The sequence below is a fragment of the Rhodoferax koreense genome (genome assembly GCF_001955695.1).
Classification (GTDB): Bacteria; Pseudomonadota; Gammaproteobacteria; order Burkholderiales; family Burkholderiaceae_C; genus Rhodoferax_B; species Rhodoferax_B koreensis.
On record NZ_CP019236.1, the window covers coordinates 518,767 to 544,349 of the forward strand.

Sequence of the window (25,583 nt, forward strand, 5' to 3'; positions counted from 1 at the left end):
GCGCTAAGCGGCCACCGTTGAAGCCTGCCGTATTGCGCCAATGTGGCTGCGCAGCTCGAGCACGATGTCGGTGAACTCTTTCGTGTAGGTGACTTCCAGTTCACGCGGCCGCGGCAGGTCGATCTCGCGCTTGACCACGAAGCGGCCCGGGCTCTTGCTCATCACGTACACCGCATCCGCCAGGAACACGCTTTCGCGCAGGTCGTGGGTCACCAGGATCACATTGAACCGCTGCTCGGTCCACAGGTCGCGCAGGATGCACCACAGCTCCTCGCGCGTGAACGCGTCGAGCGCGCCGAACGGCTCGTCCAGCAGCAGCATCTTCGGCTCGTGGATCAAGGCGCGGCAGATGCTCGCGCGCTGCTGCATGCCGCCGGAGAGCTGCCACGGGAACTTGTCTTCATAACCGCCGAGGCCGACCTTCTGCAACAGCCGGCGCGCGCGTTCCTCGTATTCCTTGCGCTTGGCTTTGAAGTTGGAGCGGTAGGGCTCGACGATCTCCAGCGGCAGCAGCACGTTGTCCACCGTCGTGCGCCACGGCAGCAGCGAAGGCGCCTGGAAGGCCATGCCCGAGATTTTCAGCGGCCCGGTGACGGGCTGGCCGTCGATCAGGATCTTGCCCATCGACGGCATCTTCAGGCCGGTGGTCAGCTTCATGAAGGTCGACTTGCCGCAGCCCGAAGGCCCGACGATGGCGATGAACTCGCCCTGGCGCACTTGCAGGTCGATGGCCTCGACGGCGAAGTGGTTCTGCGCGAGCAGTTCGTCGTTGTAGGCGAGCCAGACGTCGCGGAACTCGATGAAGGCGGGGTCGGTGGAAGTGGGGGACATGGTGTTTGCCATCCGCTATTCGAAGGTGCGTGCGCCGGCGAGCGCGGCGAGCGCGGCGAGGGCCGCGTTCGCCACTTCGCGGTCCTGGTCGCCGGTGCCCGAGCCGACGCCGATGCCGCCGATCACATGTCCGTCCACCACGATGGGCAGGCCGCCCTTGAGGTTGGTGACCTGACCGCCGGTGGCCAGCGCCAGCCGGGTTTCCAGGTCGACGGCCGTGTTGCCCGTGGGCACGCGGCTGGAGGCGGCGGTCATGGCCTTGTGCAACGCGGATTTCTCGGAGAGGACCTTGGCGCCGTCCATGCGCAGGAAGGCCAGCAGATTGCAGCCGTCATCCACGATGGCGATGCATTGTGGCTGCTGCATGGCGGTGGCCTTGGCCACGGCGGCGGTCAGCAGTTGCAGCGCGCCGGCATGGGTGAGCTTGAGATGGGGTGTGGTGAAGCTGGTCATGTCGTGCTCCGATAGGGTTCAGATCGAACGGACGTTGCCGCCGTCGCAGCGCAGCATGCTGCCCGTGATGTAGCTCGCCGGTTGCCCCGCCACGAACGCAGCCAGCGCGCCGAATTCGGCCGGGCTGCCGTAGCGGCCCATGGGGATGGTGGCGGTGGAACGGCGGCGGGCCTCCTCGCTGCTGATGCCCTCTTTCTGCGCCACGGCGTCGTCGGTGAGCCGCACGCGTTCGGTATCGATGCGGCCGGGCACCAGCACGTTCACCGTCACGCCCTCTTTGGCAACCTCGGCCGACAGGGTCTTGGACCAGGTGACGAGTGCATTGCGCAGGGTGTTCGATACGCCGAGGATCGGTATCGGCTGGATCACGCCTGACGACACCACCGTCATCACCCGGCCCCAGCCGCGCTTTCGCATGCCGGGCAGGAGCGCATCGGTCAGCGTGATCACCGACAACACCATCTCGTTGAAATTCGAAGTCCATTCGGCGATGCCGCGATCGCTCGCGCCGCCGTAGCCGGGGCCGCCGGTGTTGTTGACCAGGATGTCGATGTCGCCGAACTCGGCCGAGACCTTCGCGGCGAAAGCGGCGAGGCCGGCGGTGTCGGCCAGGTCGATGGCGAAAGCCTTCACCTCGGCGCCCGCCCGGGCGGCCTTCAGTTCGGCCTCGGCCTCGGCCATGCGGCCGGCGTCGCGGCCCGTGATGGCGACGTGCACGCCTTCTTCCACCAGCGCGCGGGCAATGCCCTGGCCGATGCCGCGGTTGCCGCCCAGCACCAGCGCGCGTTTGCCTGTGATCTTCAAGTCCATGTCTTGGCTCCTTTGGCGGGACGGAATCGTTTGAGAAAGCGGCCGTGCCCGGCCTGGCCGACCAGCTCGCCTTCGTGGCAGATGACCTGGCCGCGCGACAGCACCGTCACGGGCCAGCCGGTCAGCACCCGTCCTTCGTAGGGGGTGTAGTCCACGTTGTGGTGCAGCATGGCGTTGGTGATGGTGACCTGGCGCTCCGGGTCCCAGATGGCGATGTCGGCATCCGCACCCACCGCGATCGTGCCCTTTTGCGGGTGCAGGCCATAGAGCTTGGCGGCATTCGTCGAGTTCAGCGCCACGAAGCGGTTCAGGTCGAGCCGGCCCGTCATCACGCCTTCGGAAAACAGCAGCGGCGCACGCGTCTCCAGGCCGGGGATGCCGTTGGCCACCTTGCTGAACGAGATCTTCGGCCCGTACATCAGCTTGCCGCTGTCGTCGAAGCGGTAGGGCGCATGGTCGGAAGAGAAAATGTCGAACAGGCCGTCTTCCACGCCCTGCCACACATGGGCCTGGTTCACAGGGTCGCGCGGCGGCGGGCTGCACATGCACTTGGCGCCCAGGAAGTCGGGCAGGGCCAAGTCTCTCGTCGAGAGGAACAGATACTGCGGGCAGGTCTCGGCGAAGATCTTCACGCCCCGCGTGCGGGCGCGGCGAATCTCCTCGATGGCGTCCTTGCCCGACACGTGCACGATCAACAGGTTGGCCTCGGCCACCTCCGACAGCGTGATGGCGCGGTGCGTGGCTTCCCGCTCCACGACCATCGGCCGCGAATCCTCATGGAAGCGTGGCGCGGTCTTGCCCTCGGCTTCGAGCCGTTCGGTGAGCCAGGCGATGCATTCGTAGTTCTCGGCGTGGATCATGGTCAGCGCGCCGGCGCGCTGGTTCACGTCGAGCACGTCCAGGATCTGCCGGTCCGACAGGCGCATCGCCTCGTAGGTCATGTAGACCTTGACGGAAGCGTAGCCGTCGGCGATCAGCGCCGGCAGTTCTTCTTGCAGCACCTGCGGCGTCGGGTCGGACACGATCAAATGGAAGCCGTAGTCGACATAGGCCTTGCCATTGGCGCGGCGGTGGTAGTCCTCCACTGCGGCAACCACCGACTGGCCGCGGTGCTGCACCGCGAACGGAATGATGGTCGTGGTGCCGCCGAAGACCGCGGACAGGCTGCCGGAGTGAAAGTCATCGGCCATCAGCGCGCCGCCCGAAGCCAGGCCCTTGGCGCGCGGCTGATCGAGGTGGCAATGCGCGTCGATACCGCCCGGCAGCACGAGTTTGCCGCTGGCGTCGATGATGCGGTCTGCGTCACCCAACTGGGTGCCGAGTGCGGTGATGGTGCCGCCCCGGATGCCCACGTCGGCACGGAAGGTGTCGCTGGCCGTGGCCACGGTGCCGCCCCGGATGATGAGGTCGAAGTGGTTCATGGTGCTTCGCCGATCAGGACAACATGCCGCCGTCGCGCTGCGACCAGAAGGTCGTGCGTTTTTCGATCAGCGCGAAGATGGCGTACATCGCGACGCCCATTACCGAGGTGACGATCAGCCCGGCGAAAACCAGGGGCGTGTCGAAGTTCGACGTGGCGGCCATCATCAGGTAGCCGATGCCGCGTTTGGAGGCCACCGTCTCGGAGATGATCGCGCCGACGAAGGCCAGCGTCACCGCCACCTTCAGCGAGGCGAAGAAATAAGGCATGGAACGCGGAAAGCCGATCTTCACCAGGATGTCGCGCCGGCTCGCACCCAGCGCGCGCAACACGTCGAGCAGTTCCGGCTCCACCGTGGCCAGGCCGGTGGCGATGTTCACCGCGATGGGGAAGAACGACACCATGAAGGCGGTGAGGATGGCCGGGACCGTGCCCGCGCCGAACCAGATCACGAACACCGGTACCACCGCCACCTTGGGCACACTGTTGAAGGCCACCAGCACCGGGTACAGGCCGCGGTACACCAGGCGTGACGAGCCGATGCCCACGCCCAGCGCCACGCCGAGCACCACGGCCAGCACGAAGCCGGCCAGCGTCGAGAGCAGCGTGAAGCCGGCGTTCTCCAGGATCGGGCCGGTCCACTGGCGCATCGACAGCGCGATGGCGTGCGGGCTCGGCAGCAGGAAGGGCGGTACGTCGAACAGCACACACACGGCTTCCCACGCCAGCAGCAGGCCGATCACGAAGCACCACGGCATGGCGTTTTCGAGCGTGCGAGGGCGTATGCTCATGGCAGCTTGCGCACGTCGGCCGCGGGCAGGAACGCGTTGCTGAAGATGTCGGCGCCCACCGACTTGCCGGGCAGTTCGAAGGCCTTGGACAAGACCTCGACGGACTTGTCGAGCCGCTCCTTGCGCACGCCGCCAATGCCATCGGCCTTCGACTCGGCCGTGACGATCTGGTTCTTGATCAGCCACTGCAGCTTCTCGAGTTCGAGCTGTTCGTTGGTCAGCGGGTTCACCTTCTTCAGCGCGGCAATCGCGGCGGCCGGATTGGCAATGGCGTCGCGCCAGCCCTTGGCGGAGGCGGCGACGAACCCTTTCACCACGCCCGGCTTGGTCTCGACCATCTTCTTGGAAGCGACGATGGCATTGCCGTAGATGTCCATGCCGGCGTCGGCGTAGTAGAGGAACTTGATGTCGGCCGGCTTGATGCCCTGCTTGGTCAGTCCGAAGTACATGGTGGAGTCGAAGCCGAGGATGCCGTCCACGTCGCCCTTGAGCAGCATGGCTTCGCGCAGGCGCAGGTCGCCGTATTCCCATTTCACGGCGTCGGGCTTGATGCCGGTCACATTGGCATAGACCGGGAAGAGTTTGTAGGCACCGTCGCTGAGTGCGCCGCCGATCTTCTTGCCGGCCAGGTCGGCGGGCTTGTTGATGCCGGCCTTGGTGAAACTCGCAATCGCCAGCGGGGAGCGGTAATACAGCATGTACACCGCCTTGCCGGCGCTGGCCGGGTTGCGGGCGTTGAAGTCGAGCAGCACGTTGGCGTCGGCGAAGCCGAAGTCGTAGGCGCCGCCGCCGATGCGGGTCACGGCCTCGCCGGAGCCGCCCGAGGGGTCCATGTTCACCGTCAGGCCTTCGGCCGCGTAGTAGCCTTTTTCGGCGGCCAGGAAGAAGGCAGCGTTGCTGCCGTCGAACGGTGCGTTCAGCGACAGCTTGACTTCGGTCAACGCCGGCTGTGCGCTGGCCTGGCCCAGAACCCCCAGCGCCAGCGCGCCCAGCGTGAGGAACGATTTCAGATGAAAAGAGCGGGCCATGATGTCCTCCAGCCAAGAGATGCGGTATTGCCATGGCTTCAAAGCAACCGGCGTGCCAGTTTTGTTTGCGATTTCAAAGTAAAAATTGGCACAATAACTGCATGAGATTGCGCGCAATTTTCAGATGACTCCAAGGACGCAAGATGACGAAACAAACCGTCGGCAAAAAGGACCGGGCAGCAGGCACGGCGCCCACCGTGGACCAGGTCTACACCAGCGTGGTGGAGGCCATCGTCGACCAGCGGCTGATGCCGGGCACGCGGCTGAACGAACTGGCGATGTGCGACGCCTTCAAGATCTCGCGGCGCGAGATGGAGCGGGTCTTCGCGCGGCTGGCTTTCGAGCAACTGGTACGCATGCAGCCCAACCGTGGCGCCTTCGTGGCCAGTCCCGACGCACAGGAAGCGCGCGAGATCTTCGCCGCGCGCAAGGCCATCGAAGCCGGCGTGGTCGAACTGGCGGCGGCGCGTGCCTCGGGCGCCGACTTCAAGCTGCTGACCAAATGCATCACCGACGAGGATGCCCACCGCCACGCCGGCCGCATGCGCGAAGCGGTGCGGCTCTCGGGGCAGTTCCACCTGATCCTGTCCGAAGTGGCGGGCAATGCCATCCTGGCCGATCAGGTGCGGCAACTGGTGGCGCGCACGTCGCTGGTCACCAGCCTCTACGACAACGTCAGCGAAATGGGCTGCTGGCACGACGACCATGGCAAGCTGATCGAACACCTGCGTGCGCACCGTTTGAGGAAGGCGATCGACCTGATGCGGCGGCACCTCGACGACCTGGAAGAGAGCCTGAATCTCGACCGCAAAGTCAGCGACAAGACGGATTTGCGCGCAATTTTCGGCCAGGGCGCCGGCAACTCCGCGCCTCGATAGCCGGGTTGCGAGCTAACGCCAACGCCTCAAAGTGGCGCGGAAAATGAGCCGGCTCGCCGTTTTGGTGCGACGGCAGGCTGGTTTCAAGCGCGTTTTGCCCCGTCGGCATCAGGGTAATCCTGGTGCCGCAAACGTTTGCGCAAACGTTTGCTTTTGATAACATCGCGTCCCCCGGCCTGTGTGCCGACGCTCATTCCAAGGAGACATCCATGAAGTTCACCCGTCGCGCCGTCCAAGGCGCCGTTGCCCTGAGCCTGCTCGGCGCCTTCGCCGCCACGCCATCCTTCGCGCAGGAAAAGCCCAAGGTCGCCCTGGTCATGAAGTCGCTGGCCAACGAATTCTTCCGCACCATGGAAGACGGCGCCAAGGCGCACCAGAAGGCCCACGCCGCCGAATACACCCTGGTGGCCAACGGCATCAAGGACGAGACCGACACCGCCGCGCAGATCAAGATGGTCGAGCAGATGGTGGCGCAGAAGATCAACGCGCTGGTCATCGCGCCGGCCGATTCCAAGGCCCTGGTGCCGGTCATCAAGGCCGCCATCGACAAGGGCATCCTGGTGGTCAACATCGACAACCAGCTCGACGCCGATGCGCTCAAGGAAAAGGGCATCCTGGTGCCCTTCGTCGGCCCCGACAACCGCGCCGGTGCCAAACTCGTGGGCGATGCACTGGCCAAGGAACTCAAGGCCGGCGACAAGGTCGGCATCATCGAAGGTGTGTCCACCACCTTCAATGCGCAGCAGCGCACGCTGGGCTACCAGGACGCGATGAAGGCCGGCGGCATGACCGTCGTCGGCGTGCAGTCCGGCCAGTGGGAAATCGACAAGGGCAACACCGTGGCCGCCGGCATGATGCGCGAGCACCCCGACCTGAAGGCGCTGCTGGCCGGCAACGACAGCATGGCGCTCGGCGCCGTGGCGGCGGTCAAGGCCGCGGGCAAGACCGGCAAGGTGCTGGTCGTCGGCTACGACAACATCGGCGCCATCAAGCCGATGCTGGCCGATGGCCGCGTGCTCGCCACCGCCGACCAGTTCGCCGCGAAGCAGGCCGTGTTCGGCATCGAGACCGCGCTCAAGGCCATCGCCGACAAGAAGAAGCAGGCCGACATGCCCGCCGTGGTGAAGACCGACGTGGTCCTGGTCACCAAAGCCTCCAAGTAAAAAAACCGGGACGGGCGCGGGTCACCGCGCCCGCGCTGCCATGACCTCTTGCCCCCACACGGTTCAACCGGGAAAAACACCGTTCGGGCTGAGCTTGTCGAAGCCGTGCCTTGAGCGCACAAGCCTTCGACAAGCTCAGGCCGAACGGCTCGAATGGGCGGCGTGGCCGTGAGCCCCGCCACGCCCGTGCTCACCCTGAGCACCATCGGCAAGGACTACGCCGCGCCGGTGCTCGACGACGTTTCGCTGGTGTTGAACGCTGGCGAGGTGCTGGCCCTCACCGGCGAGAACGGCGCGGGCAAGAGCACGCTGTCCAAGATCGTCTGCGGCCTGGTGCCGCCCACGCGCGGGCAGATGCTGCTTGGCGGCCAGGCCTTCCGGCCGACCTCGCGCCGCGATGCCGAACGCTTCGGCGTGCGCATGGTGATGCAGGAGCTGGGCCTGGTGAGCACGCTGTCGGTGGCCGAGAATCTGTTGCTCGACCGCCTGCCGAACCGCGCCGGCTGGATCGACCGCGCCGAGCTGCATGCGCAGGCCGCGCGCCAACTGGCCAAGATCGGCATGCACGGCATCGATCCGGCCACCAAGGTGTCGCGCCTTGGCATCGGCCAGCAGCAGATGGTGGAGATCGCGCGCAACCTGCAGGACGACACGCGTGTGCTGGTGCTCGACGAGCCGACCGCCATGCTCACGCCGCGCGAGACCACGCATCTCTTCGAGCAGATCGACCTGCTGAAGGCGCGCGGCGTGGCCATCGTCTACGTGTCGCACCGCCTGGAAGAGCTGCAGCGCATCGCCGACCGCGTGGCCGTGCTGCGTGACGGCCGCCTCGTCGACGTGCGAGCCATGGCCGGCCTGCGCGAAGAGGAGCTCGTGCAGCGCATGGTCGGGCGCGAGGTGCTGCAGGACGAGGGCCGTGCGCGCCGCGTGGCCGGCCCGGTGCTGTTGACGGCGCGTGGCATCGGCCGCGCGCAGGCCGTGCGCGATGTGAATCTCGAACTGCGCGCCGGGGAAGTCATGGGCCTGGCCGGCCTGGTCGGATCGGGCCGGACCGAACTCGTGCGGCTGCTGTTCGGCGCCGACCGTGCGGACCGCGGCGAGATCACGCTGCATGCCAACGGCCAGGTGACCCAGCAGGTGCGCAAGGGCTGGCGCTCGCCCATGCAGGCCATCCGCGCCGGCATCGGCCTCGTCACCGAAGACCGCAAGTCGCAAGGCCTGCTGCTTCCGCAATCGATCCGCGTCAACACCACGCTCAGCGACCTGGGCGCCATCTCGCGCGGCGGCTGGCTGCAGCGCGCCAAGGAGCGCGGCATTGCGCAACGCCTCTCGACCCTGCTGCGCGTGCGCTCGCGCAACATCGAACAACCCGTCTCCACGCTCAGTGGCGGCAACCAGCAGAAGGTGGTGTTCGCACGCTGGCTGCACCGCGAATGCAAGGTGCTGCTGCTCGACGAGCCCACACGCGGCGTGGACGTTGGCGCGCGTGCCGACCTGTACGCCGAACTCGACCGCATGACCGATGCCGGCAAGGCCCTGCTGATGGTCTCCAGCGATCTGCGCGAACTCATGGCCATGTGCGACCGCATCGGCGTGATGAGCGCGGGCCGCCTCGTCGCCGTGTTCGAGCGCGGCCAATGGAGCGAGCAATCGCTGCTGGCCGCGGCTTTCAGCGATGCGGCCGGGCGTGGCGACCCACACCTCACTTCTACGACTCTTTCGACCCCGGCCACCGCCGTCACACCATGAACGCTGCCGCTAACCCCGTTCCCGCCAAGTCCGACGCGCCGTCCGCCTCATCTGCGTTCAGGGGCCAGCTCGGCACCTACCTCGGCCTCACCGCCGTGCTCGTCGGCATGATCGCGCTGTTCGGCTCGATGAGCGAATACTTCCTCACGCGCGACACCTTCGTCTCCATCGCCAACGAAATCCCCGCGCTCGCGGTGATGGCCGTGGGCATGACCTTCGTGCTGATCATCGCCGGCATCGACCTCTCGGTCGGCTCGGTGCTCGCGCTCAGCGCGGCCGTCACGGCGGCGGCCATCCTGCAGTGGAAGCTGGCGGTACCGCTGGCCGCGCTGCTCGGCCTGGCCACCGGCCTGGTCTGCGGCACGGTGACTGGCGCCGTATCGGTGGCCTGGCGCCTGCCGAGCTTCATCGTCTCGCTGGGCATGCTGGAGGCCGTGCGCGGCGGTGCCTACCTCGTGACGGATTCGCGTACCCAGTACGTGGGCGACGCCATCTCGGGCCTGGCCGCGCCGTGGATCGGCGGCATCTCGGTCGCCTTCGTGCTGGCCGTGGTGCTGGTCGTCGTGGCGCAGCTGGTGCTCACGCGCACGGTGTTCGGCCGCCAGGTGGTGGGCATCGGCACCAACGAGGAAGCCATGCGCCTGGCCGGCATCGACCCGCGGCCGATCCGCATCATCGTCTTCGCGCTCACCGGGCTGCTCGCCGGCCTGGCCGGGCTCATGCAGTCGGCGCGGCTCGAGGCGGCGGACCCGAACGCCGGCGTCGGCATCGAGCTGCAGGTGATCGCCGCCGTGGTCATCGGCGGCACCAGCCTCATGGGCGGGCGCGGCTCGGTGGTCAACACCTTCTTCGGCGTGCTGATCATCGCCGTGCTCGAAGCCGGGCTGGCCCAGGTCGGCGCGAGCGAGCCAAGCAAACGCATCATCACCGGCGCCGTGATCGTGGTGGCCGTCATCATCGACACGCTGCGCCAGCGGCGTGCGGATAGAAAAGGTCTTTGATGGCCACCATCCGGGACGTGGCGCTGCACGCCGGTGTTTCGGTCACCACCGTGTCGCACGTCGTCAACGACACGCGTCATGTGAGCCTGGAGGGGCGCACGCGCGTCGAAGCGGCGATCCGTGCGCTCGGCTACGTGCCGAGCGCCGTGGCGCGCAGCTTGAAGAGCAACACCACGCGCACGCTGGGCATGCTCACGCCCAATAGCTCCAACCCGTATTTCGCCGAGATCGTGCGCGTGGTGGAAGACCGCTGCTTCGCCGCCGGCTACACGCTGATCCTGTGCAATACCGAAGACGAATCCTCGCGCCAGAGCGTCTACCTCAAGGTGCTGGCCGAGCGCCGCATCGACGGCCTGATCGTCGTCTCCACCGGTGACGACGAAGCGCTGGTGAGCCAGCTGCGCGGCCTGCCCATGCCCACCGTGCTGCTCGACCGCGAGATCGACGACCCTGGCTGCGACCTGGTCGAGACGGCACACAGGGACGGCGGCCTGCTCGCGGTGCGGCACCTGCTGTCGCTCGGCCACCGGCGCATCGCCTGCATCGGCGGGCCCGAGCATGTCTCGGCCGGCGAGCAGCGCATCGAAGGCTGGCGGCTGGCGCTGTCCGAGTCGGGCGCCGCCTCGGACGCGGGCGCCATGTTGTGGCGCGGCGGCTTCACCAGCCAGGGCGGCTATGAGGCCATGCACGCCATCCTGCGCGGTGCGCACCGGCCCTCGGCCGTGTTCGTCTGCAACGATCTCATGGCCATCGGCGCGCTGCGCGCCCTCCACGAAAGCGGGTTGCGCGTGCCCGACGACATCTCCATCGTCGGCTTCGACGACATCGAACTCGCCGCCTACACCTGCCCGCCGCTGACCACCGTGGCCCAGCCCAAACACCTCATCGGCGCCCTCGCGGTCGACATGCTGCTCGAACGCGTGGACGGGCGCCGGCGCGAGATGCGCAAGCTGGTGCTGCAACCCGAGCTCCGCGTGCGGGCCTCCACCGCACGTTTCACCCCCCAGTCCCCATGAACCCAGATCCTTCCCATCCCATGCCCCACATCGTCGTGCTCGGCAGCCTCAACATGGACCTGGTGCTCCGGGTGCCGCACGCCCCCGCGGCCGGCGAAACCCTGCACGGCCAGTCGATCCACCGCATCCCGGGCGGCAAGGGCGGCAACCAGGCCGTGAGCTGCGCGCGCCAGGGCGCCCAGGTGAGCCTGGTCGGCTGCATCGGTGCCGACGCCGACGGCGAAGCCCTGCGCAGCGCCCTGCAGGAAGACGGCATCGACACCGACGCGCTCTACACCGACCTCGCCGCCCCCACCGGCACCGCCGTGATCCTGGTCGAAGACTCGGGCCAGAACCGCATCGTGGTGATTGCCGGCGCCAATGCCAAGCTGCAGTTCGACGAAGCGGCGCTGCAGGCCCGGCTGGCCGGTGCGCAGGTGTTCGTCACCCAGTTCGAAACCCCGCTCGCGCAGGTGCAGCGCGGCATGGAACTGGCGCATGGCGCGGGCTGCAAGGTGGTGCTGAACCCGTCGCCGATGCAGCCCTTCGACGCCGCGTTGTGGCCGCTGATCGACACGCTGGTCGTCAACGAGGTGGAAGCCGGTGCGCTGGCCGGGCGCAGCGTCGCCACGCCGATTGAGGCCGCCGAAGCCGGTGCCGCATTGCGCGCACGCGGCGTGGCGCGGGTCATCGTCACCCTGGGCGCGGCCGGCGCTGTGGCCGTGGATGCCGACGGCGCACGCCACCACCCCGCGCCACAGGTCAAGGTGGTCGACACCACAGCCGCCGGCGATACCTTCCTCGGTACCGTGGCCGTGGCGCTGGCGTCCAACCAGACGCTCGACGAAGCCGCCGCCCTGGGCATCCGCGCCGCCGCCCTGTGCGTCACCCGGCCCGGCGCGCAGCCCTCCATCCCCACCCGCGCCGAAGTGCTGCAAAGCCCGCCGGCCGCCGCCTGGAGCCCGCTGTGAAACGCACCGCCCTGCTGCACGCCGAACTCTCCCGCGTCATCGCGTCGCTCGGCCACGGCGACATGCTGGTGCTGGGGGATGCCGGGCTGCCGATCCCCAATGGACCGCAGCGCATCGACCTCGCCGTCACCTCCGGCCTGCCGCCGCTGGCCGACGTGCTGCGCGCCGTGCTGACAGAGATGCAGGTGGAGCGTGTGGTGCTGGCCAGCGAAACCCTGGCGCGCGAGCAGAAGGGCGCACTGCCCGCCTGGTGCGCGGGCCAGTTGAGCGTGACGCCGGAACTGGTGTCGCACGAGGAGTTGAAACGCATGACCGCCAGCGCCAAGGCCGTGGTGCGCACGGGGGAGTGCACGCCGTATGCGAACATTGTTTTGTGTGCGGGGGTGACGTTCTGAGGGTATGGGGCGGGCGAACGCTGCCGGGCCGAATCAGGCGGCCACGCGGAGCGTCGGAGGTCCCTGGTTAAACTGTTTTTTTGTACCGTATCACCAGAAAACGCCAGCGGGCACGGGGCAATATTCGCTGAGGAGGCCCATGACGAGGGCGCCCTCTTGGTGGTTAAATTTCGGGGATGAAAACGAAATCACGTTAGCGCGCAGCAGAGCATGCCCATTACGCCGTTTCACTTCGGTCCGGGAGCGGCGATCCACGCCGTCGCGCCCAAGCACGTGAGCTTTCTAGCCTTCTGCACAGCCAATGTCCTGATAGACATTGAGCCGTTGTACTACATGCTCACGGATCAAGAGCGTTTGCATCGCTTCTTTCATACCTATGTGGGCGCCTCATTGGTGGCACTGCTAGCTTTCGCACTGTTTCTCGCTTGCCGTTGGTTTGCTCGCCGGCACTAGCTCCCGAATCCGTTCAAGTGGCAGTCTTTGAGCCTCCTGGCTGTAGCGCTAGGCGCAGCGGCAGGAACCTATTCACATATCGTCCTCGACAGCGTCATGCACTCCGACATCACGCCATTTGCGCCGTTCAGCGAATCCAACCCGCTCTTTCGAGTCATCTCTCTGTCCGCGCTGCACTGGTTTTGTCTTGGCTCCGGGGCGTTAGCCTTACTCATCCTTGGTGTCAGGCATGTCGTGTCCAGTCAGAATGCGCGCTAACCCTTCCTTCAAGCGGACCCACTCGTGATCAAGTTTCTAATTAGCTGGGGGCCAATGCTCCTCCTCATTGCCGTTTGGATTTTTTTGATGAAAAAGGGCGGCGCTATGAGCTACAAACAGCACGTCACGGAGATGAAGCAGCTGGGCGAGGCACAGCTGGCGGAAATGAAGCGGACGAACGATGCGCTTGTTCGAATAGAGAGCTTGCTTCGCCAGGATTGCGGCGGCGGCAGGAGGAACACAGGTGACGAAGGTAACTTGTCGGGCCAACAGGTCGCGCCAGCGGACGGCTTTACCGCCCGCTGAGCTTCGTTGGGCATCAATGAAGCACATCCGCCCTCCAGGCCCAAGCCTTCGGATGGTCATCCGCGGCGTTCCAATCTATGTGAATTGGTCGCTGCCATTCCTGGGGGCCGCTATTGCCTACCTTCCTGCAAAACACGCAGGTGGTTCAGGCGTTGCCAACTATCTCGCTGTGCTCTTATGCCTGGTGACGCTGCTCGTTCTCCACGAGGTGGGTCACGCAGTAGTCGCACGGATTTGCTCTTTGAAAGTGCACGCCATCGTCTTGTCAGGCTATGGCGGCTGCTGCATCTCGGACGTGCCGAGACGGCTATCGCACGCAGCTTTTTTGGCGGCGGGCGGGCTGCTTGCTCAGCTGCTCGTCTTGGTGATCACCATCGGCTTCTTGCTGGTTGATGGCTCGTCTCAGAGCATTGTCGTGAATAGCGCAGTGTTCGCTCTCATAGGCGTGAACATCGTGTACATGCTCGTGAACCTTGCGCCATTCCAGGGGAGCGATGGTGCTCGCCTGCTTGTCATTGCCAAACAAGCGCTGTCAGAGCTTCGAAAACGCCGTAGCTGATCTGCGCAGCCTGACTGTCTGTCAAGCGGATGCCAACGCGTATCGGGCTGGGGTTCTTCAGTCGCTACTTTCCTTACGGAGCAACTTACCTTGGGCGTTCTCCTCACCGCACCAACCGATACCCCACCGCCGTCTCCGTCAACAAATGCCTCGGCTGCGCCGGATCCACCTCCAGCTTCTGCCGCAGATGCCCCATGTACACCCGCAGGTAATGCGCCTGCTCCGAATGTGACGGCCCCCACACTTCCCGCAGCAGCTGGCGCTGCGTGAGCACGCGGCCGGTGTTGGCGATGAGCACGCCGAGCAGCCGGTATTCGGTGGGCGTGAGGTGCACTTCGGCACCGGCGCGGCGTACCAGGCGGGCGGCGCGGTCGACTTCCACGTCGCCGAAGCGGAACACCGATTCCTCGTCACCGCTGGCGGACTCCGAGCCCTGCGCGGCGCGCGGGCGGCGCTGGGTGGCGCGCACGCGGGCCATGAGCTCGCCGGTGCCGAAGGGTTTGGTGAGGTAGTCGTCGGCGCCAGCGTCGAGCGCGGCGATCTTGTCGGCCTCATCGGCGCGGGCGGAGAGCACGATGATGGGCACGGCCGACCAGCCGCGCACGTCGCGGATCACTTCCAGTCCATCGCTGTCGGGCAGGCCGAGGTCGAGCACCACCAGGTCGGGCTTGCGCGTGCCGGCATCGAGCAGGCCGCGTTGCGCGGTGGCGGCTTCGAACACCTGCCAGCCCTCGGCCTCGAGGGCGGCGCGCACGAAGCGGCGGATCTGCGGCTCGTCTTCGATCAGGATGGCGGTGGGGCTGGACATGGCTTTTATTCCGGGGCTTCGGCCAGCGCGGGCGGATCGCGGCGCGGCAGTTCGATGGTGAATTCTGCACCGCCGTCGGCGGCGTTGGCGGCGCCAATGTTCCCCTGGTGCGCATCCACCACGGCCTTGCAGATGGCCAGGCCCAGGCCGACGCCGGGCGTGGCCGATTCCGCCGCGCCGCGCGTGAACTTCTCGAACAAGGTGTCTTCCTTGCCGAGCAGCGCGGCGGGCAGGCCGGGGCCGTGGTCGCGCACGGCCAGGCGCAGCGTGTCGGGCGTGGCGCTGGCGGTCACTTCGATCGGCGCGGCGCCGTATTTGGCGGCGTTCTCCAGCAGGTTCACGAGCACGCGTTCCATCAGCACGGCGTCGAATTCCACCAGGGGCAGGTCGGCGGGGATGTGGGTGCGCACGGCCATGCCGCCCAGGGCGTGCTGAGCCGCGCGGATGGCGCCGCCCACCACTTCCTCCACCGACTGCCATTCGCTACGCAGGTGCACGCCGCCGTTCTGCAGCCGCGCCATGTCGAGCAGGTTGGTCACCAGTGCGGCGAGTTCGCGCGCTTCGCGGCCCATGGCCTGGGCGATATCGGCCTGCTCGGGCGCCAGCGGCGGCTCGGCGCGCTGCAGGGTTTCAGCCAGGCCGATGAGGGCGGTCAGCGGCGTGCGCACGTCGTGCGAGATGGCGGCCAGCAGCGCGTTGCGCAGGCGCTCGGATTCGATCTGCACCACGGCCTGCTGCGCCACCTCGACGTAGTGCACGCGCTCCAGCGCGATGGCGATCTGGCGTGCGAGGGTGTCGAGCTGCTGCACCTGCTCGGGGATCAGCAGCCAGCGCGCCTGCGCTGGCTGCAGCGCCAGCACGCCGCGCGTGCGCATCGGCGCGCGCAAGGGCACGTAGTGCCAGGTCTGGGCCGAGAGGGTGGACGTGGCCAGGCCCGCGGGCTGGGCGTTGCGCAGCGACCAGTCGGCCACGCTCGCGTCGAAGCCGGGCGGATGCACGGCGGGTAGCAGCAGGCGGTCGTCCTCGCCCGTCACCAGCACCAGGGCCTGGCCACCGAAGTCGCGCTGCACGGCCGCCGCGCCGAGTTCAGCCACCTGGACCGGCATCAGCGCCGCGGAAAGATCCCGTGTGAGTTCGAACAGCGAGCGCGCGCGCCGTTCCCGGCTGCTGGAGATGCGCGCCTGGAAACGCAGGCCGGCCGTGAGCTGGCCGATCAGCAGGCCGACGGCGAGCATGACCACGAAGGTCACCAGGTATTGCGCATCGCCCACCGAGAACGACAACTGCGGCGCGACGAAGAAGAAGTCGAACGCCGCCACGTTGAGGAAGGCCGCCAGCGCCGCCGGCCCGCGGCCGAAGCGCATGGCCACGCCCACCACGCCGAGCAGGAACAGCATCACGATGTTGGCCAGGTCGAAAAAATGCACCAGCGGCGTGGCCAGCGCCGTGACGGCGATGCAGACGGCCACGGCCCAGGCGTAACCCCACCAGGCGATCGGGTCGCGGCCCTCGTCGGCGCGGCGTTCCGCGCCACCGGCGCCTTCCGTCCGGTCACCGGGCGCCGTGGGGGCCATCGGCACGGCGCGTGACATGCGGCGCGTGCTGTCCACCTGGCCGACTTCGACGATGTCGACCGTGGGTGCCAGCGTGGCCAGGCGCCGCGTCATGGTGCGCCCCTGCGCCAGACTCAGCCACGCGGGCAGCGCGCTCGCACGCAGGCGGGGGCGGCCCACCACCAGCGTGGCGCAGTTCAGCGCCTGGGCCTGGGCCACGAGTTCGGCCGCGGCGTCGGGGCCGGCGAGCACGGCGGTGTCGGCGCCGAGTTCCTCGGCGAGCTGGATCACGGCCAGGATGTGGTCGCGCTGCTGGCGCCCGAGCCGCTGCAGCCGCGGCGTCTCCACATAGGCCGCATGCCAGCGCACGTTGAGCTGGCCAGCCATGCGGGCGGCGGTGCGCACGGTCTGCTCGGCGCCGGCTTCGGGGCCGATGCAGGCCAGGATGGCCCCCGAGGTGTTCCACACCGGCAGCGCGCCGGCCGGCGCATGGGCCGGGCCGGAATGCTCGACGCGGTAGCTGCGCACGTCGTCTTCCACGTGTTCGGCGGTGCGGCGCAGGGCGATCTCGCGCAGCGCGATCAGGTTGCCCTTGCGGAAGAAGTTCTGCGCAGCGCGTTCGGCCTGCTGGGGCAGATAGACCTTGCCGGCCTTCAGACGGGTGATGAGTTCGTCGGGCGTGACGTCGACCAGGATGATTTCGTCGGCCCCGTCGAGTACGGTGTCGGGCACGGTCTCGTGCACCCGGATGCCGGTGATGGCGCCCACCGTGCCGTTCAGGCTTTCCAGGTGCTGCACGTTGAGGGTGGACCAGACGTCGATGCCGGCGGCCAGCAGTTCCTCCACGTCCTGCCAGCGCTTGGGGTGGCGCGAGCCATCGACATTGGAGTGCGCCAGTTCATCGACCAGCAGCACCGCGGGTCGGCGCGCGAGCGCGCTGTCGAGGTCGAATTCCTTCAGCGTGCGGCCACGGTAGGCCACGTCGCGCAGCGGCAGGTTAGGCAGGCCGGCCAGCAGCGCGGCGGTGTCGGCGCGGCCATGGGTCTCGACCAGGCCGACCACCACGTCGTCACCGGCCTGGTGCGCGCGCTGCGCGGCGCTGAGCATGGCGTAGGTCTTGCCCACGCCCGCACTCGCGCCGAAGTAGATGCGCAGCCTGCCGCGCTGCGCCCGGGCTTCGACGCCGCGCAGCTTCTCCAGCAACTGGTCGGGGTCGGGGCGGTGGTCGTGGTTCTGGGCCAAGGGGCGGTCTTTCGTGGCGGGGGCTTCAGCCGCAGCGGCAGGGTATCACCGTCTTGGCCGCGACGGCGGCGGCGTCCGGCCGTCTTTGGCCGATCCCCGCCGATCGCCGCGCGCGACCAGCAGCCAGGCCAGGCCGACCGGCAGCGCGAAGGCCGCCAGGGCGCAGAGTGCTGCCGCGAGATCAGTGGCCATGGGCCAGTCCGTGGTGCGTCAGGTGTTCGTCCCAGGTCCGTACAGGGCCAATCTGGCCGCAGGGCACGCAGCCGATGACGCATTGCATCACTGCCGCCTCCTGTCCGAGCGGCAGATGCACTTCGAGGCGCACCAGCCGGTCGTGCGGCAGCGGCACGCAGCGCAGGATGCCCGCGCCGGAGCCGTGGGCCAGCGCGCGGCGCACGGGACAGGCGTCGCGGCTGGGCACGGTGATGTCCATCACCACGAAAACCGGTCGGCGGCGTGGCGCGATGCCCCGCAGCGACGAACCCCAACGTTCCGAATAGGCGGCATAGGCGATGGTGTTCCCTCGAATGCTTAACGCAGCGCCTCCAGCGCCAGATTCAGTTGCAGCACGTTCACGCGGGCCTCGCCGAGCACGCCCCACAGCGGCTGCTCGGTGTTCTGCGCGATCAGCGCCTGCACCTTGTCGGCCGGCAGGCCACGCAGCCGCGCCACACGCGCCGCCTGGTACTGCGCGGCGGCGGGGCTGATGTGCGGGTCCAGGCCGCTGGCCGAGGCCGTGACCAGGTCGACCGGCACGGCCGCGGTGTTGCCCGGGTCGGCTTCGCGCAGCGCGGCGATGCGGGCCTTCACGGCGTCCTGCAGCGCGGGGTTCAGCGGGCCCTGGTTGGAGCCGCCGGAAGCACTCGCGTTGTAGGCCATCGGCGCCGTGGCCGAGGGCCGGCCCCAGAAGTGCTTCGGGTCGGAGAAGTTCTGGCCGATCAGCGTGGAGCCGATGGTTTTGCCGTCGCGCTCGATCAGGCTGCCGGCCGCCTGCGCCGGAAACAGCGCCTTGGCGGCGCCGGTGACGACAACGGGGTAGGCCAGGCCGGTGATGAGGGTCATGGTGACCAGACTCACCAGGGCTGGGCGGAATATCTTGTTCATGAGGGTTTCCTTAGATCAGGCCGACGGCGGACAGCAGCAGGTCGATGGCCTTGATGCCGATGAAGGGCACGACCAGGCCGCCGAGGCCGTAGATCGCGAGGTTGCGGCGCAACAGTGCGGCCGCGCCCACGGCCCGGTAACGCACGCCCTTGAGCGCCAGCGGAATCAGGAAGACGATGATCAGCGCGTTGAAGATCACCGCCGACAGGATGGCCGACGAAGGGCTCGCCAGCTGCATCACATTGAGCGCGCTCAGTTGCGGATAGGTGGAGACGAAAATCGCCGGGATGATGGCGAAGTACTTGGCCACGTCGTTGGCGATGGAGAACGTGGTGAGCGAGCCGCGCGTCATGAGCAGCGCCTTGCCGGTCTCCACGATCTCCAGCAGCTTGGTCGGGTTCGAGTCCAGGTCGACCATGTTGCCGGCCTCCTTGGCCGCCTGCGTGCCGCTGTTCATGGCCACGGCCACGTCGGCCTGGGCCAGTGCCGGGGCGTCGTTGGTGCCGTCGCCGGTCATGGCCACCAGGCGGCCTTCGCTCTGGTAGCTGCGGATCAGCTTGAGTTTGTCCTCCGGCGTGGCCTCGGCCAGGAAGTCGTCCACGCCGGCCTCGGCGGCGATGGCCGCGGCCGTGAGCTTGTTGTCGCCGGTAATCATCACCGTCTTGATGCCCATGCGGCGCAGTTCGGCAAAACGTTCCTTGATGCCGGCCTTGACGATGTCCTTGAGTTCGACGATGCCGAGCACCTGGCTGCCTTCGCTCACCGCCAGCGGCGTGCTGCCGCGGCGGGCGACTTCCTCCGCGGCGCGCGCCAGTTCGACCGGCAGGCTGCCGCCGTGGGCTTCCACGTGTTTGCGGATCGCATCCACCGCGCCCTTGCGCAGTTGGCGCAACTGGCCCTCCGTTTCCACGTCGATGCCGCTCATGCGCGTCTGCGCCGTGAAGGGAATCTCCGTGACCTTGCCGGCGAGCGTCTGCGCATGACCGGCCTTCTGCGCCAGCGCCACGATGCTGCGGCCTTCCGGGGTTTCGTCGGCCATCGAGGCCTGCATGGCCAGCGCACCCAGGCGCGCCAGCGTCACGCCGGGGGCCGGCAGGAAACCTGTGGCCTGGCGGTTGCCGTGGGTGATGGTGCCGGTCTTGTCGAGCAGCAAGACGTCCACGTCGCCCGCGGCTTCCACCGCACGGCCCGAGGTGGCGATCACGTTGGCCTGCATCATGCGGCTCATGCCGGCCACACCCACGGCCGACATCAGGCCGCCGATGGTGGTCGGGATCAGGCACACCAGCAGCGCCGTCAAGGCCGTGAGGCTGACCACGGTACCGGCCTGCGCCTGATCCACGCTGTAGATCGAATACGGCAGCAGCGTCACGGTGACGACCAGAAACACGATGGTCAGCGCCACCAGCAGGATGGTCAGCGCAATCTCGTTGGGCGTCTTCTGGCGCTTCGCCCCTTCGACCATGCTGATCATGCGGTCGAGGAAGGATTCGCCGGGGTTCACCGTGATGCGCACCACCAGCCAGTCGGAGAGCACCCGCGTGCCGCCGGTCACCGACGAGAAGTCGCCGCCCGATTCGCGCACCACCGGGGCCGATTCGCCGGTGATGGCGCTCTCGTCCACCGAGGCCACGCCTTCGATGACTTCGCCGTCGAGCGGGATCATGTCGGTGGCTTCGACCAGCACCACGTCGCCCTTGCGCAGGTTCTCTGCTTGCTCCGGGAGCCACGTCGCACCGTGTTTCGGTTCCTTGAGCTTCTTGGCCCAGGTGCTCTTCTTCAAGCCGCGCAGCGAGGCCGCCTGCGCCTTGCTGCGGCCTTCGGCCAGCGCCTCGGCGAAGTTGGCGAACAGCACGGTGAACCACAGCCAGATCGAGACGGCCAGGATGAATCCCGACTGCGCCTGCGACTGCAGCCACAGCAGCGTGGTGGCGATGCTGCCGATGTAGACGACGAACATCACCGGGTTGCGCCACTGCACACGCGGGCTCAGCTTGGCGAAGGTGGCGGCCAGCGCGGGCTTGAGCAGGGCGGGGTCGAACAACACCAGGGGCTTTGCGGTGTTCATAGGGAGGTCTTTCGAAGATTCAAGCGAAATAGGGCGCTAGCGCAATCGGATATTGCACAGGCAGCTACCAAATAAATAGCATTCATGGTTTGGCCCAGAGCATCAGGTGCTCGACCATCGGGCCGAGCGCGAGTGCCGGCACGTAGTTCAGCAGCCCAACCAGCAGCACCGTGCCGATCAGCAGGGTGACGAACAGCGGGCCGTGCGTGGGCATGGTCCCGGCCGTCACCGGCAGGCGCTTCTTGGCGGCCAGGGCGCCGGCAATCGCCAGCACCGGCACGATCACGCCGAAGCGGCCGAACCACATCGCCAGGCCGAGCAGCGTGTTGTAGAACGGCGTGTTCGCCGACAGGCCCGCGAAGGCGCTGCCGTTGTTGTTGCCGGCCGAGGTCAGCGCGTAGAGGATTTCCGAGAAGCCGTGCGCGCCGGGGTTGGCGACGCCGGCGCGTCCATCGGCGGCCAACACGGCCACCGCGGCGCCGACCAGCACCACGATGGGCGTGACGAGGATGCAGACCGAGGCCAGCTTCATCTCGTGCGCTTCGATCTTCTTGCCCAGGTATTCGGGCGTGCGGCCGATCATCAGGCCGGCGATGAACACCGCCAGGATGGCGAAGACCAGCATGCCGTACAGGCCGGTGCCGACGCCGCCGAACACCACCTCGCCGAGCTGCATCATCACCAGCGGCACCATGCCGCCAAGGGGCGTGAGCGAGTCGTGCATGCCGTTGACCGCGCCGCACGACGCAGCGGTGGTGATCACGGCAAACAGGCTGGAGGCGTTGATGCCGAAGCGCACCTCCTTGCCTTCCATGTTGCCGCCGGACTGTGCGGCGGCTCCGGTGGCGTTGGCGATCTGGTCCACGCCGAGCGGCGGCAGCAAGGGGTTGCCGGTCTGCTCGGGCGGGATGATGCACAACACGGCGATGACGAACATCACCGTCATCGCGGCCAGCACGGCCCAGCCCTGGCGGAGGTCGCCGACCTCGCGACCGAAGGCGAAGCACAAAGCGGCCGGGATCAGGAAGATCGCCAGCATCTGCAGGAAGTTGGTCAGCGCGGTCGGGTTCTCGTACGGGTGCGCCGAGTTGGCGTTGAAGAAGCCGCCGCCGTTGGTGCCGAGCATCTTGATGGCTTCCTGCGAGGCCACCGGGCCCATGGCCAGGGTCTGCGTGGGCGTGGTCTTGTCTTCCATGACCGGCGCACCGGCCGCGTCCTTCAGCGGCTGGCCATCGGCGCCGAGCTTGGGCACCTGGTAGGCCGTGGTCTCGAGCGTGGCCACGTCCTTGTACGCGTCGAAATTCTGGATCACGCCGTTGCCCGCGAGGAACAGCGCGAACACCAGCGACAGCGGCAGCAGCAGCCACAAGGTGATGCGGGTGATGTCGACCCAGAAGTTGCCGATCACGGCCGTGGACTTGGCCGCGAAGCCGCGGATCAGCGCGAACACCACGGCGATGCCGACGGCCGCCGAGACGAAGTTCTGCACCGTGAGGGCGAGCATCTGCGTGAGGTAGCTCATCGCCGACTCACCGCCGTAACCCTGCCAGTTGGTGTTGGTGACGAAGCTCACCGCGGTGTTGAAGGCCGAGTCGGGCGTGATGGCAGCCATGCCGGCCGGGTTCAGCGGCAACACGCCTTGCAGGCGCTGCAGCAGGTAGACGGCGAACACGCCAAGCGCGCTGAACGCGAGCAGCGACAGCGCATAGGTTTTCCAGGGCATGGACTGCTCTGGCGCGACGCCGGCGAGCCGGTACAGCGGCGCTTCCACACGCTGCATGAAACGCGGCAGGCGGCCGGCACTGAGGCGAGCCAGCCAGAGGCCGAGCGGCCAGGCCGCGGCCAGCAGCACGACGAGGAAGAGGGCGAGCAAAAGCCACGCCGAAGATGACATGAGGAACATCAAAACTCCTCGGCGCAGATCAGCGCATAGACCAGATAGGCCAGCAACAGCACGGCGCAAAGACCGCCGAAGCCATACAACACTTCGAGTGAAATCATGACTTCGCTCCGGGTCGTTCGGCGCGCTTGGCCAGCTTGTCGAAAGCCAGCGCCAACCACACCATCGCGATCCACAGCAGCGCGATCGCCGCGGTCCAGATGACATCCATACCCAATTGAGACACGTCGATTCCTTGAAACTTCGATGCACGAAGCTTAGGAAAACAGGTGTCAAAACGGCGCAGAGAGTCGGCCCGGGCGTATCAAGAAAGTATCAAAACGGGGACGGCGCTCCGTCGCACCCGACCAGGGCCTAGGAGAGGTTTTCGGTTTCGTAGCGCTGCAGCCAGCGCTCGCGCCAGGCCGGGAACTCGGCGACCGGCATGGGTTTGCCCATGTGGTAGCCCTGCGCCTCGTCGCAGCTCAGTTCGCGCAGCAGCTCCCAGGCTGCGGCGGTCTCCACCCCCTCGGCGACCACGTTCAGGCCGAGGTTGTGCGCCAGATCGATGGTGGAGCGCACGATCTTGCCGTCGTCGGGGTCGTTCCCCATGCCCATCACGAAGGACTTGTCGATCTTCAGCTCATCGACCGGCAGGCGCTTCAGGTAGGCCAGCGACGAATAACCGGTGCCGAAGTCGTCGATCGACAGCTTGAAGCCGAGTTCGGACAACTGGTTCAGCGTGGTCTCGGCACGCAGCGGATCGTCCATGATGGCGCTTTCGGTGATCTCCAGGCAGAAGGAAGCGGATGACGCGCCGTGGGTGGCCAGCAGCACCGCGAGCTTGGCCGGGAAATCAGGGTCCATCAGGTCGCGCGTGGAGAGATTGATGGCCACGCGCAGAGGCTGGCCCCGGGGGGCCGCCGGCTGCAGGCTGTCCCACTGGCGCGCCACCTCGTCGAACACCCACAGCGTGATCTGGCGGATGAAGCCGGTCTGCTCGGCAAAGGGGATGAAGGCCATCGGCGGGATCAGCCCGCGGGTCGGATGTTGCCAGCGCACCAGCGCTTCGGCGGCCACCACCTCGCCGGTCTTGAGCGAGATCTTGGGCTGCAGAAAGACCCGCAGCTCGTGGTTCTGCACCGCATGGCGCAGTTCGGACAGCAGCGACAGGGTCTGCGTGCTCGACGAATCGAGTGCCGCGTCGTAGAGCTGCGTCACCGTGGTGTTGCGTTTGGCGGTGTACATCGCGATCTCGGCGCGGCTCAGCAGCGCGTCCACATCGACGGCGTGTTCGGGCCAGCAGGCGATGCCGATGCTGGCGCTGAGATCGACCGTCTGGTCGTCGTAGGTGAGCGGGATCTCGAACGAACGCACGATGCGCTGGGCCACGGCCATGGCCGCCGCGGCGCCGGCTGTGGGCAGCAGCACCGCGAATTCGTCGCCGCCCAGGCGCGCCACCACTGCCGCTTCCTGGTGTTCGACCTGTATCAGCAGGCGTTCGGCCACGGCCTTGAGCAGCCGGTCGCCGAGGGCGTAGCCGAGCACGTCGTTCACGTGTTTGAAGCGGTCCAGGTTCAGCGTGACCACGGCCAGCGGGCTGCGCTGGGCGAGATTGACTTCCTGCCGCGTGGCGATCGCTTCCTTCACCGCATCGCGAAAACGCACGCGGTTCGGCAACCGGGTGAGCCGGTCCCAGTAGGCGAGTTGCTGGATTTCGTTCTGGCTGATGGCGATGTTCATGCGCATGCGGTCGAACGCATTGGCCAGGTCGCCGATCTCGTCGCGCCGCGCCATGTGTTCCATGCGCTGGTCGTAGTGGCCTTCGCCCAGCCTTTCCGCGGCCTCGACCAGGGAGCGCAGCGGCGTGGTCACGCGACGGGCGGTCCAGGCGCTGCCCAGGCCGAACAACAGCAGGCCCAGGCCGGTGATCACCAGCAGCGTCAGCTGCAACTGGTTGAATGGCCCGACCGCCTGTTCCAGAGAATGCAGCAGCAACAGGTCGAGTTCACCGCCGATGACGCTCAGGCTCAGGTGGCGGATGATCAGCGTGTCGCCTTGGCTCCTGAATTCGGTCACACCGAGTCCAGCCTTCAGGAGATCGCGCAGGTTTTCGGGCGGCAGCGTGTTCATCACGATGCTGGCCGGCCCGGCCGAGTCGACTGCCTGCAGCGCCATGCGCGCGCCCGAGAGCTGGTAGAGGTTGTCGACCAGCGCCTGTTCGGTGGGAAAGCCCATCAGGATCCAGCCGATGAGCACCGGCGCACGCATCGGCACCATGACGAACAGGTAGGGCCGGCCGCCGATCACCGCTAGCTGGCTGCCGGTGTCCTTGTTCTGCAGCGGCGTGGCGATCTGCCGCAGCAGGGCGGCGTCCAGCGTGGTTTCGCCATCGTTGACCGCGAGCGGCTTCAGGCTGGTGTCGAGGAAGGCCGCGACCTTGGCTCCGGTGCGGTCTCCGTGGTTGTCCAGTGCCGACTTGATGGTTTCCGTGTCGTGCGAGTTCACGGCTGCGCGAAATCCGAAATCGGTGGACAGCACCGCCGCGCCTTGGGACAGGCGCTGTGTCCGTTGATCGACCAGGCTCCTGAAGATGCGCTCGGCGATGGCCAGTTCACGCGCGACCTGGTTGCGCGCGTTGCGTTCGATGCTGGCATGGACCACCAGCAGGCTGGTCGCCTGCACCACCAGCAGCAGCGCGAGCGAGAGGATCACGATGCGCGTCGAAAGACGCCAGTCAGCGAAGGCCGGCCACCATTTCATTCATGGATCCAGTCCGGGCTACGGCGGGCGATGTGCATGAGGCGGGGTGGAAAGGGAAGACGTAACTTTTTGTGAATCTACCTGATGGCGGGGATTCGACCCAGA

25 protein-coding genes are annotated in these 25,583 nt (G+C 67.2%); 9 read left to right on the forward strand and 16 right to left on the reverse strand.

Features of this window, described 5'->3' with window-relative positions; all coding sequences use genetic code 11:
- Positions 1-3: 3 nt before the first annotated feature.
- Genes RD110_RS02500 through RD110_RS02525 form a run of 6 tightly spaced genes read right to left on the reverse strand, consistent with a single transcriptional unit; the run spans position 4 to position 5,333 of the window.
- Positions 4-831, reverse strand: a complete 828-nt coding sequence (locus tag RD110_RS02500) for an ABC transporter ATP-binding protein (protein ID WP_076204274.1) — start codon at positions 829-831, stop codon at positions 4-6.
- Positions 832-846: 15 nt separating this feature from the next.
- The gene (locus tag RD110_RS02505; RefSeq protein ID WP_076196378.1) at positions 847-1,284 is read right to left on the reverse strand and encodes a GlcG/HbpS family heme-binding protein; all 438 of its coding nucleotides are present in this window, start codon (positions 1,282-1,284) and stop codon (positions 847-849) included.
- Positions 1,285-1,302: 18 nt separating this feature from the next.
- Positions 1,303-2,094, reverse strand: a complete 792-nt coding sequence (locus RD110_RS02510; protein WP_076196380.1) for an SDR family oxidoreductase — start codon at positions 2,092-2,094, stop codon at positions 1,303-1,305.
- The gene (gene hydA / locus RD110_RS02515) at positions 2,085-3,515 is read right to left on the reverse strand and encodes a dihydropyrimidinase (protein WP_076196382.1); all 1,431 of its coding nucleotides are present in this window, start codon (positions 3,513-3,515) and stop codon (positions 2,085-2,087) included. Before hydA ends, RD110_RS02510 begins: the two co-directional genes overlap by 10 nt.
- A 13-nt stretch (positions 3,516-3,528) precedes the next feature.
- A complete protein-coding gene (locus RD110_RS02520) occupies positions 3,529-4,305 on the reverse strand; it encodes an ABC transporter permease (protein WP_076196384.1) in 777 nt (258 codons plus the stop codon).
- Positions 4,302-5,333, reverse strand: coding sequence for an ABC transporter substrate-binding protein (locus RD110_RS02525; RefSeq protein WP_076204277.1), 1,032 nt, complete (start codon positions 5,331-5,333; stop codon positions 4,302-4,304). The genes RD110_RS02520 and RD110_RS02525 overlap by 4 nt, the downstream gene beginning before the upstream one ends.
- A gap of 143 nt (positions 5,334-5,476) precedes the next feature.
- On the opposite strand from RD110_RS02525, the gene RD110_RS02530 reads away from it, so the two are divergent.
- From RD110_RS02530 to RD110_RS02575, 9 genes are all read left to right on the forward strand, one after another.
- Positions 5,477-6,211 (forward strand): GntR family transcriptional regulator, encoded by a 735-nt coding sequence (locus RD110_RS02530; RefSeq protein WP_076196386.1) that lies wholly within the window; start codon positions 5,477-5,479, stop codon positions 6,209-6,211.
- A 209-nt stretch (positions 6,212-6,420) separates the two neighbouring features.
- Positions 6,421-7,374, forward strand: a complete 954-nt coding sequence (locus RD110_RS02535) for a sugar ABC transporter substrate-binding protein (protein WP_076196388.1) — start codon at positions 6,421-6,423, stop codon at positions 7,372-7,374.
- A gap of 153 nt (positions 7,375-7,527) precedes the next feature.
- On the forward strand, positions 7,528-9,123 hold the full coding sequence (locus RD110_RS02540) for a sugar ABC transporter ATP-binding protein (RefSeq protein ID WP_076196390.1): 1,596 nt from the start codon (positions 7,528-7,530) through the stop codon (positions 9,121-9,123).
- Positions 9,120-10,124 (forward strand): ABC transporter permease, encoded by a 1,005-nt coding sequence (locus tag RD110_RS02545; protein ID WP_076196392.1) that lies wholly within the window; start codon positions 9,120-9,122, stop codon positions 10,122-10,124. The genes RD110_RS02540 and RD110_RS02545 overlap by 4 nt, the downstream gene beginning before the upstream one ends.
- Complete coding sequence (locus RD110_RS02550; RefSeq protein ID WP_076196394.1) at positions 10,124-11,140, forward strand: LacI family DNA-binding transcriptional regulator; 1,017 nt, start codon at positions 10,124-10,126, stop codon at positions 11,138-11,140. The genes RD110_RS02545 and RD110_RS02550 overlap by 1 nt, the downstream gene beginning before the upstream one ends.
- A 20-nt stretch (positions 11,141-11,160) precedes the next feature.
- The gene (gene rbsK / locus RD110_RS02555; RefSeq protein ID WP_239467154.1) at positions 11,161-12,090 is read left to right on the forward strand and encodes a ribokinase; all 930 of its coding nucleotides are present in this window, start codon (positions 11,161-11,163) and stop codon (positions 12,088-12,090) included.
- Positions 12,087-12,485 (forward strand): D-ribose pyranase, encoded by a 399-nt coding sequence (gene rbsD, locus RD110_RS02560; protein ID WP_076196398.1) that lies wholly within the window; start codon positions 12,087-12,089, stop codon positions 12,483-12,485. The genes rbsK and rbsD overlap by 4 nt, the downstream gene beginning before the upstream one ends.
- A 735-nt stretch (positions 12,486-13,220) precedes the next feature.
- Positions 13,221-13,502: a hypothetical protein gene (locus RD110_RS02570; protein WP_157900034.1), complete on the forward strand. Its 282-nt coding sequence runs from the start codon at positions 13,221-13,223 to the stop codon at positions 13,500-13,502.
- 16 nt (positions 13,503-13,518) lie between these two features.
- On the forward strand, positions 13,519-14,061 hold the full coding sequence (locus RD110_RS02575) for a zinc metalloprotease (protein WP_157900035.1): 543 nt from the start codon (positions 13,519-13,521) through the stop codon (positions 14,059-14,061).
- 103 nt (positions 14,062-14,164) lie between these two features.
- Here RD110_RS02575 and kdpE read toward each other — a convergent pair whose 3' ends face one another.
- The 10 genes from kdpE to RD110_RS02615 form a co-directional block, all read right to left on the reverse strand.
- On the reverse strand, positions 14,165-14,869 hold the full coding sequence (gene kdpE, locus RD110_RS02580) for a two-component system response regulator KdpE (RefSeq protein WP_076196403.1): 705 nt from the start codon (positions 14,867-14,869) through the stop codon (positions 14,165-14,167).
- A 5-nt stretch (positions 14,870-14,874) separates the two neighbouring features.
- Positions 14,875-17,664, reverse strand: a complete 2,790-nt coding sequence (locus tag RD110_RS02585; protein ID WP_076196405.1) for a DUF4118 domain-containing protein — start codon at positions 17,662-17,664, stop codon at positions 14,875-14,877.
- 45 nt (positions 17,665-17,709) lie between these two features.
- Positions 17,710-17,856, reverse strand: coding sequence for a hypothetical protein (locus RD110_RS27695; protein WP_157900036.1), 147 nt, complete (start codon positions 17,854-17,856; stop codon positions 17,710-17,712).
- A complete protein-coding gene (locus RD110_RS02590; protein ID WP_157900037.1) occupies positions 17,846-18,085 on the reverse strand; it encodes a hypothetical protein in 240 nt (79 codons plus the stop codon). The genes RD110_RS27695 and RD110_RS02590 overlap by 11 nt, the downstream gene beginning before the upstream one ends.
- A 110-nt stretch (positions 18,086-18,195) precedes the next feature.
- Positions 18,196-18,768, reverse strand: a complete 573-nt coding sequence (gene kdpC, locus RD110_RS02595) for a potassium-transporting ATPase subunit KdpC (protein WP_076196407.1) — start codon at positions 18,766-18,768, stop codon at positions 18,196-18,198.
- 10 nt (positions 18,769-18,778) lie between these two features.
- Positions 18,779-20,836, reverse strand: coding sequence for a potassium-transporting ATPase subunit KdpB (gene kdpB / locus RD110_RS02600; RefSeq protein WP_076196409.1), 2,058 nt, complete (start codon positions 20,834-20,836; stop codon positions 18,779-18,781).
- A gap of 82 nt (positions 20,837-20,918) precedes the next feature.
- Positions 20,919-22,730, reverse strand: a complete 1,812-nt coding sequence (gene kdpA / locus RD110_RS02605) for a potassium-transporting ATPase subunit KdpA (protein ID WP_076204281.1) — start codon at positions 22,728-22,730, stop codon at positions 20,919-20,921.
- Positions 22,731-22,738: 8 nt separating this feature from the next.
- On the reverse strand, positions 22,739-22,837 hold the full coding sequence (gene kdpF / locus RD110_RS02610; RefSeq protein ID WP_076196411.1) for a K(+)-transporting ATPase subunit F: 99 nt from the start codon (positions 22,835-22,837) through the stop codon (positions 22,739-22,741).
- Complete coding sequence (locus tag RD110_RS28790; protein WP_275425861.1) at positions 22,834-22,962, reverse strand: hypothetical protein; 129 nt, start codon at positions 22,960-22,962, stop codon at positions 22,834-22,836. The genes kdpF and RD110_RS28790 overlap by 4 nt, the downstream gene beginning before the upstream one ends.
- A 128-nt stretch (positions 22,963-23,090) precedes the next feature.
- Positions 23,091-25,478 (reverse strand): putative bifunctional diguanylate cyclase/phosphodiesterase, encoded by a 2,388-nt coding sequence (locus tag RD110_RS02615; RefSeq protein WP_076196413.1) that lies wholly within the window; start codon positions 25,476-25,478, stop codon positions 23,091-23,093.
- Between the last annotated feature and the right edge of the window lie 105 nt (positions 25,479-25,583).